This is a genomic window from Candidatus Andeanibacterium sp. (assembly GCF_057143545.1).
Map to the genome: position 1 here is coordinate 1 of NZ_DBNHSF010000037.1, position 6,807 is coordinate 6,807.

Sequence of the window (6,807 nt, forward strand, 5' to 3'; positions counted from 1 at the left end):
AGCTCGAATGGCGCGGGCGCTATGTCGAATTCAACCTGGTATACGACCGCGGGACCCTGTTCGGCCTGCGCACTGGCGGCAATATCGACGCGATCCTGATGAGCCTGCCGCCCGAGGTGAAGTGGAGTTAGGCGTCCGTGCGCCGCGCCAGCCATGCGGCCGGGGTCATGATCTGGATGCCTTCGAACGGATTCATGACGAGCAAGTCGCCGTCGCCGGTCACAATCGCATCCGCCTCGCCGCGCAGCGCCGTCTCAAGATACTTGTCGTCGTCGAGGTCGCGGCACCCCATTGGCAGGCCTTCGATCTCGACCCATTCTGCCACCGCGGTTAGAGTCTCAAGCAAGACCTTCCGAGCATCTTCACCTAGGTAGCGATGAAACTTGGGGCGCCCCAGGCGAGTAGCGAATTCGTCGAACGTCGGCTGGGAAAGCAGAAGGACATGATCCGCGTATGCCGCATCGAGCGCTCTTGCCGCCGTCCCCGTTTCGACTAGGGCGGCGCTGATCAGGACGTTGCAGTCAAGGACCAGCCGCTCAACTGTCATCCGCCAGCAGGGCGTCCAGTTCGGCCTCGGTCAGCCCCTTGCGCGCCGCTTCGCGCCGGGTACGCTCCAGCACCTCGCCCAATCGGTGCGCCGCAGCCTTGCGCTTGCGCTCATAGGCATCCGCCGACATCACCACCACGCTCGGGCGACCATTCCTGGTAATCGTGACCGGCGCGCGCTGGGCGAGCTCGATCAGGCGGCCGAAGTGGTTCTTGGCGTCGAGGGCGGTCATTTCGGTCACAACAGCCATTATAGCTGGAACAGCTGTTTTGTCCAGTCACGATCAGGCGATCGATTGGCGCCAGAACCCCGCCAGCCGCGCGATCCCCTCGTCGAGCGTCGCGTCCTGCTTGGCGTAGCACAGGCGCAGATAGCCCTTCTCCGGCGCCTCGGTGTAGAAGGCCGAGACCGGGATCGTGGCGACGCCGGCCTCGCGGACCAGCCGTTCGCACACCGCCGTGTCGTCGGGCGGCAGGCCCGATGCGGCGAGGTCGATCGTGACGAACCAGGTCCCGTCCGCAGGCAGGAGCTTGAAGCCCGCCGCCGTCAGTCCATTGACCAGCCGTGCCCGTGCGGCCTCGTATTGCGCGCGATGGGCATCGTGCCACTCTTGCGGGAGCGAAAGCCCTTCGGCGACCGCCCATTGCAGCGGGGTGGCGGTGGTGAAGGTGAGGAACTGGTGCTGCGCGGCGATCGCTTCGGCCAGCGGTCTTGCCGCGATCGCCCAGCCGATTTTCCACCCGGTAAGCGAGAAGATCTTGCCCGCCGAGCCGATCTTGACCGCGCGCTCGCTTAAGGATGGGATCGCCAGCACAGAGGCATGCTGGACGCCTCCGAAAATCATCCCTTCCCAGACCTCGTCGCAGACTACGACCAGATTGTGGCGGGCGCAGATTTCGCCGATCGCTTCGAGCACAGGGCGCGGGATGACCGTCCCCGTCGGATTGTTGGGCGTGTTGAGCATCACCACCCGCGTCCGCTCGGTGATCGCCGCCTCGAACGCGTCGAGCGGGAGCGACCATTCGGGCGGGACGAGGTTGACCAGCCGCGCCACCCCGCCCGCGCGTTCGACCAGCGGGCGATAGGCGTCATAGGCGGGCTGGATCAGGATCGCTTCGTCGCCGGGCTGGATGAAAGCGAACAGGCTTGCGGCAATCGCCTCGGTCGCGCCCGATGTGACGATGACCTGCTCGGGTTCGACGGCCAATCCCTGCTCGCGGGCACAGTAATCGGCCACCGCGCGGCGCAGTTCGGCGAGCCCGCGCATCGGCGGGTACTGGTTCGAATGCTCGACCAGCGCGCGTTGCGCCGCCGCCAGCAATTCGGGCGCGTGCTCGATGTCGGGGAAGCCCTGGCCAAGGTTGATCGCGCCGGTTTCGCGCGCCAGCGCCGACATGAACTCGAAAATCGTCGTCCCGGGGGTTGCTTCGGTCATCCCTGCCCTTGTGGAGCGGTGCGCGGGCACCCGCAAGCGCTCCCGCCTATTCGGCGGGCTCCATTGCTTCGTCCCGGGTCAGTTCGTCCAGCGCAGCGTAGAACGTCTTGACCTCGAGCCGGCAGGCGAGCGTTTCCTCGGCGTCGAACGTGCCGTGCTCGGCGAGCTTCTGGCTCTGGAAGAACGAGCCGCACTCGCCGTAATTGGGGCAGTTGGCCGCGCAGCGCCGCGCTCCCTGGATCATCTCCTGGGTGACCGACATGAACTTTTCGGTCTGGAGGCAGTCGAGCAGCGGGCCATCGAGGACGTTGCCGTAGGCATAGGCGTCGTCCTCGCGGAACAGCAGCTCGCCCGAGAAGATCGTGAAGTCGCCGTTCACCCCGACGGTCAGGTTGCGGAACGGGATCATGGTAACCGGCACGGCCTGGGTGCCGGGCGCGCCGCGCATCGAGCGGTATTCCTCGAACTCGCGGACGAAGATCGGGCCGCCTTCGGGGAAGTCGCGATAGAGGTGCTGCACGAAGCGGCGATAGGCATCCTCGAGCGAGTCCCGGCCCGCCAGCGCGCTCAAATTGCCGACATTGGTCTCCTCGACCTTGAAGCCGAGCGCCGAACAGCCGGTCGAGCGGACAAAGGCGACGAAGGCCGCGGGATCCCGCATCACCTCCCAGGTGACAACCGCGAGCAAGGTCCAGGCGAGGCCGAACCGGTTGAGCAATCCGGCTCCGCGCATGGCCGCCCGGTGGGCCGGGCGGCCCGCCCAGTTGACCCGCGCGGCATTCTGCTGCTCGTCGCCATCGATGCTGAGCCCGACCTGCGCGCCGATCTCTTGGAAGAACCGGCACCAGTCTTCGTCGATCAGCACGCCGTTGCTCTGGAACACGTGCTTGACCGCACAATGATCGCCGAGAATCCGGTCGACCCGGACAATGGCATCGCGATACCAGTCGAGGCCCGCGGCTAGCGGTTCGGCTCCGTGCCAGGAGATGGCCAGCCGGTCTTCGAGCAGGTCTTCCTCGACCAGCCGGCGGAGCGTGGCCTCGAGCACTTCGGGCGCCATCAGCTCCTTGCGCCGGCGGACACCGGCGGGAATGTAGCAATAGCTGCAATTGAGGTTGCAGCGCGGCGTCGGCTGCATCCGCAACATCGCGACCTTCGGACTTTCGAGCAAGGGCATTGTCCGATCCGGTTCCCGGACGCCTATTTCCGGTCGGGCGGAACCGCCTCGTCCAGCCAGCCGCGTTCGACGGCCGCCCCTTCCTCCGGTACATATTCGTCGAGCCAGGCCTTCGATTTCTGGTTCCCCTCGGGAACATATTCATCGAGCCACGCCTTTTCGGCCTGGTCGCCCTCGGGCACATACTCGTCGCGCCAGTTGCTTTCCCGCTGGGGCCGTCGGCCGCGTTCCGGCTGGTACTCGTCGCGCCAGCTGCTCTCGCGCCGGCGCCGGCGGTCGCGTTCAGGCTGGTACTCGTCGAGCCAGGCCTTCTCGGCTTCGTCGCCTTCGGGGACATATTCGTCGAGCCAGCTCTTTTCCGTCGCATCGCCCTCGGGGACATATTCGTCGAGCCACGGCTTCTGGACATCGTTCGGACCGGTGTCGGTCCCCTGTGCGGCTGCGCGGCCTGCCACCGGCAGCGCCATCATCCAGGCAAGGAAGATGCGCCTCGATGCCGAACTTTTCTTGCTTTCTTCGGTCATGAACCCTCCCCGGAGAACGACCGCCGAGCCAATTCTCCGTCCGGGCTGCCAGCCACGGACGATCGAAGGTCTCGGAACTGGTGAAGACTAGACCAAGACAACCAGTGAAACAAGATGACTATTTAGTATAAAGTATTGGAATAATATTGCTATCATGGGCAATCTGGGGATTGGAAGTTCCAGGCGCAAGCAAGCACTCCCGAACAATTGCGGCGTGGGCCGCAAACCGCCGATCGCACTTCGCACTTGCCCAAACCCTCAGCAATCCGCACATCTGGCAAACCATGCTGCGCCAGTACGAACTTGTTGAGCGGGTCCTCGAATACGACCCCGACGCCGATGCGGCGCTGCTCAATCGCGCCTATGTCTACACGGTGCAGAAGCACGGCTCGCAAAAGCGGGCCTCGGGCGATCCCTATTTCAGCCACCCGGTCGAAGTCGCCGGCCTGATGACCGATCTCAAGCTCGACCAGGAAACGATCATGACCGCGCTGCTGCATGACACGGTCGAGGACACGCTGGCGACGATCGAGGATATCGAGGAGAATTTCGGCCCCGAGGTCGCGCGGCTGGTCGACGGGGTGACCAAGCTCTCCAAGATCGAGCAGATGCCCGAAAACGAGCGCGCGGCGGAAAATTTGCGCAAGTTCCTGCTCGCGATGAGCGAGGATTTGCGGGTACTCCTGGTCAAGCTCGCCAACCGGCTGCACAATATGCGCACGCTCCATTTCATCAAGGACGAGGAAAAGCGCCAGCGGATCGCGCGCGAGACCATGGATATCTTTGCCCCGCTCGCCGAGCGCGTGGGGATGTACGAATATATGCGCGAGATGCAGCTCCTGGCCTTCGAACAGCTCGAACCCGAAGCCTATGCCACGATCACCGGGCGGCTGGCGCAGATCCGGAGCCAGGAAGGCGGGCAGGTCGATGCGATCGCGCTGGCGATCAAGCAGGCGCTGGCCGAGGCCGGGATCAAGGTCGAGGTCTCGGGCCGCGAAAAGCACCCCTATTCGATCTGGAAGAAAATGGCGGAGCGCCATGTCAGCTTCGAGCAGATCACCGACATCATGGCGTTCCGCGTGATCACCGAGAATGTCGCCGACTGCTATCGCGCGCTCGGCGTGCTGCACACCACCTGGCAATTCATTCCCAATCGCTACAAGGACTATATCTCCACGCCCAAGACCAACGGCTATCGCTCGCTCCACACCGCGCTGATCTACGAGAATTCGATGCGGATGGAGGTGCAGATCCGCACCCGCGAGATGCACCGCCGCAACGAGTTCGGGCTGGCCGCGCACTGGGCCTACAAGCAAGGCGACCGGCCCGACGGGCAGGTCGGCTGGCTGCGCGACCTGATCGAGATTGTCGATGCCAGCCACGATGCCGAGGAACTGCTCGAACATGCGCGGCTGCAGGTTTACCAGGACCGGATCTTCGCTTTTACCCCCAAGGGCGCGCTGTTCCAGCTGCCCAAGGGCTCGACCCCGGTCGATTTCGCCTTCGCCGTCCATACCGACCTCGGTGCGCAGACCGTCGGCGCCAAGATCAACGGGCGGCACATGCCCTTGAGGACCGAGCTCCAGAACGGCGACGTGGTCGAAGTGATCAAGGGCACGCAGGCCGAACCGCAGCTGTCATGGCTCGGCTTCGTCGTGACCGGCAAGGCGCGGGCGGCGATCCGCCGCGCGGTGCGGCTCAAGGAACGCGCCGAAGTCGCCGATATCGGGCAGAAGCTGTTCCAGGAAATCGCCGACCGGCTCCCGGCGCGGATCGGCAAGAAGGCCATTCGCGCGGCGGTCGGGCGGCTCGGCCTCGAGGACGAGGAGGAGCTGATGTATCTGATCGGCTCGTCCAAGCTCGACGATCGCGAAGTGATGGAGGCGCTCGTGCCCGGCAGCACCGCCGACCTGCCCGAGCCGCAACAGCGCGAACGGGCGATCTCGATCCGCGGGCTGACGCCGGGGGTCGGCTTCCGGCTCGCCGAATGCTGCCACCCGCTGCCGGGCGACCGGATCGTCGGCTTGCGGCATCCGGGCGAAGGGGTCGAGGTCCATGCGATCGACTGTTTCGAACTCGCCAATGGCCACGATGTCGACTGGGTCGATTTGTCGTGGGGCGAACGCTCGCACGGCGCGGTCGGGCGGGTGCGGGTGGTGCTCTACAACCGCCCCGGCACGCTCGCCGAAGTCGCCGGGATCTTCGCGCGCAACCACGCCAATGTGATCAATCTCGAGCTCGAGGAGCGCGACCAGCCGTTCCACACCTATGTCGTCGATATCGAGGTCGAGGACCTGGCGCATATCACAAGGATCGTCAGCGCCCTGCGCGCGAGCGACGCGCTGGCCGAGGCGAACCGGGTTTAGGCGCTCGCAGAGGCGCGGAGACGGAGAGACAAGAGGAAAAAGGGAACTTCACACAAAGGCACGAAGATGTCGTGTTGGCGGCGAAGCCGCTTTCAGCATCGTGCCGTTGCAGCCTGCCGCGACCTCTCGGTGATGAATGCCCTTCGGGCAGGCGCAACTCCTTCGTGTCTTCGTGTGAGATTTCTCTTTCTTCTCCGCGCCTCCGCATCTCTGCGTGATTCAACTATCCCGCCCCGGCGTCACAGCAGCTCCAGCTCGATTTCGAGCATGTCGCCCTCGTCGAGCCCTTCGGCGCGCTGGATCGCCTTCTTGACCGGCAGGAACCAGCCGACTTCCTTGGTCGGAAAGACCGAGGTCGACCAGCGACTGTCGCCCAGCGTGACATTGACCTTGACCGAACCGAACCCGCGGCGCTTGCCCAGTTCGAGCCGCCGCATCAGCTCGTAACCCGAAACCGCGTCGGCCGCATCGCCGGTCAGATGGACGAAGCCGAGCCCGGTGAAGTTCTCCAGCTCCCAATGTTGGAGCGGGGCCGAGAAGCGGACGATTTCGCTCATGCTTGGCCCCTCCCCGGCGGGGAGGGGGCATCGGGTCGGTCATGCCCCCGGCATGTCCTGAAACGTCCGGGGGCCGTTTCACCCGATGCCGGGTGGGGGTTCGACGGTCGCTGGCGTGGTACACCCCCACCTCGATCCTCCACCTCAAGGGGGAGGAGGATTTTGGGGCTATTCACCCGGCACCCGCCGCACCGGCACCGG

8 protein-coding genes are annotated in these 6,807 nt (G+C 65.0%); 2 read left to right on the forward strand and 6 right to left on the reverse strand.

What is annotated here, in order from left to right:
• The coding region (locus tag AC16XC_RS02240; RefSeq protein WP_484033013.1) for a coproporphyrinogen III oxidase at positions 1–131 on the forward strand (131 nt) is incomplete at its 5' end.
• Here the strand turns inward: AC16XC_RS02240 and AC16XC_RS02245 are convergent.
• From AC16XC_RS02245 to AC16XC_RS02265, 5 genes are read right to left on the reverse strand one after another with little or no spacing between them, the layout of a single operon-like run.
• A complete protein-coding gene (locus AC16XC_RS02245; protein WP_484033006.1) occupies positions 128–547 on the reverse strand; it encodes a putative toxin-antitoxin system toxin component, PIN family in 420 nt (139 codons plus the stop codon). The two genes, AC16XC_RS02240 and AC16XC_RS02245, sit on opposite strands and share 4 nt — an antisense overlap.
• Entirely contained in the window at positions 537–797 is a 261-nt protein-coding gene (locus AC16XC_RS02250; protein WP_484033007.1) for a type II toxin-antitoxin system Phd/YefM family antitoxin, read from the reverse strand. Before AC16XC_RS02250 ends, AC16XC_RS02245 begins: the two co-directional genes overlap by 11 nt.
• Positions 798–830: 33 nt before the next feature.
• Positions 831–1,982, reverse strand: coding sequence for an aminotransferase (locus tag AC16XC_RS02255; RefSeq protein ID WP_484033008.1), 1,152 nt, complete (start codon positions 1,980–1,982; stop codon positions 831–833).
• Positions 1,983–2,028: 46 nt separating this feature from the next.
• Positions 2,029–3,159 carry a radical SAM protein gene (locus AC16XC_RS02260; protein ID WP_484033009.1) on the reverse strand — a complete coding sequence of 377 codons (1,131 nt, stop codon included), beginning with the start codon at positions 3,157–3,159 and terminating at the stop codon, positions 2,029–2,031.
• Between the two features lie 23 nt (positions 3,160–3,182).
• Complete coding sequence (locus AC16XC_RS02265) at positions 3,183–3,683, reverse strand: hypothetical protein (protein WP_484033010.1); 501 nt, start codon at positions 3,681–3,683, stop codon at positions 3,183–3,185.
• Between the two features lie 284 nt (positions 3,684–3,967).
• On the opposite strand from AC16XC_RS02265, the gene AC16XC_RS02270 reads away from it, so the two are divergent.
• On the forward strand, positions 3,968–6,049 hold the full coding sequence (locus tag AC16XC_RS02270) for a RelA/SpoT family protein (protein ID WP_484033011.1): 2,082 nt from the start codon (positions 3,968–3,970) through the stop codon (positions 6,047–6,049).
• A gap of 239 nt (positions 6,050–6,288) precedes the next feature.
• Here AC16XC_RS02270 and AC16XC_RS02275 read toward each other — a convergent pair whose 3' ends face one another.
• The gene (locus AC16XC_RS02275; RefSeq protein ID WP_484033012.1) at positions 6,289–6,606 is read right to left on the reverse strand and encodes a DUF1905 domain-containing protein; all 318 of its coding nucleotides are present in this window, start codon (positions 6,604–6,606) and stop codon (positions 6,289–6,291) included.
• Positions 6,607–6,807: the final 201 nt, after the last annotated feature.

Excerpts from the sequence above, each read along its gene's own strand:
- AC16XC_RS02245 (WP_484033006.1), bottom strand. The coding sequence starts at position 547 with ATGACAGTTGAGCGGCTGGTCCTTGACTGCAACGTCCTGATCAGCGCC.
- AC16XC_RS02250 (WP_484033007.1), bottom strand. The coding sequence starts at position 797 with ATGGCTGTTGTGACCGAAATGACCGCCCTCGACGCCAAGAACCACTTC.
- AC16XC_RS02260 (WP_484033009.1), bottom strand. The coding sequence starts at position 3,159 with ATGCCCTTGCTCGAAAGTCCGAAGGTCGCGATGTTGCGGATGCAGCCG.
- AC16XC_RS02270 (WP_484033011.1), top strand. The coding sequence starts at position 3,968 with ATGCTGCGCCAGTACGAACTTGTTGAGCGGGTCCTCGAATACGACCCC.
- AC16XC_RS02265 (WP_484033010.1), bottom strand. The coding sequence starts at position 3,683 with ATGACCGAAGAAAGCAAGAAAAGTTCGGCATCGAGGCGCATCTTCCTT.
- AC16XC_RS02275 (WP_484033012.1), bottom strand. The coding sequence starts at position 6,606 with ATGAGCGAAATCGTCCGCTTCTCGGCCCCGCTCCAACATTGGGAGCTG.
- AC16XC_RS02255 (WP_484033008.1), bottom strand. The coding sequence starts at position 1,982 with ATGACCGAAGCAACCCCCGGGACGACGATTTTCGAGTTCATGTCGGCG.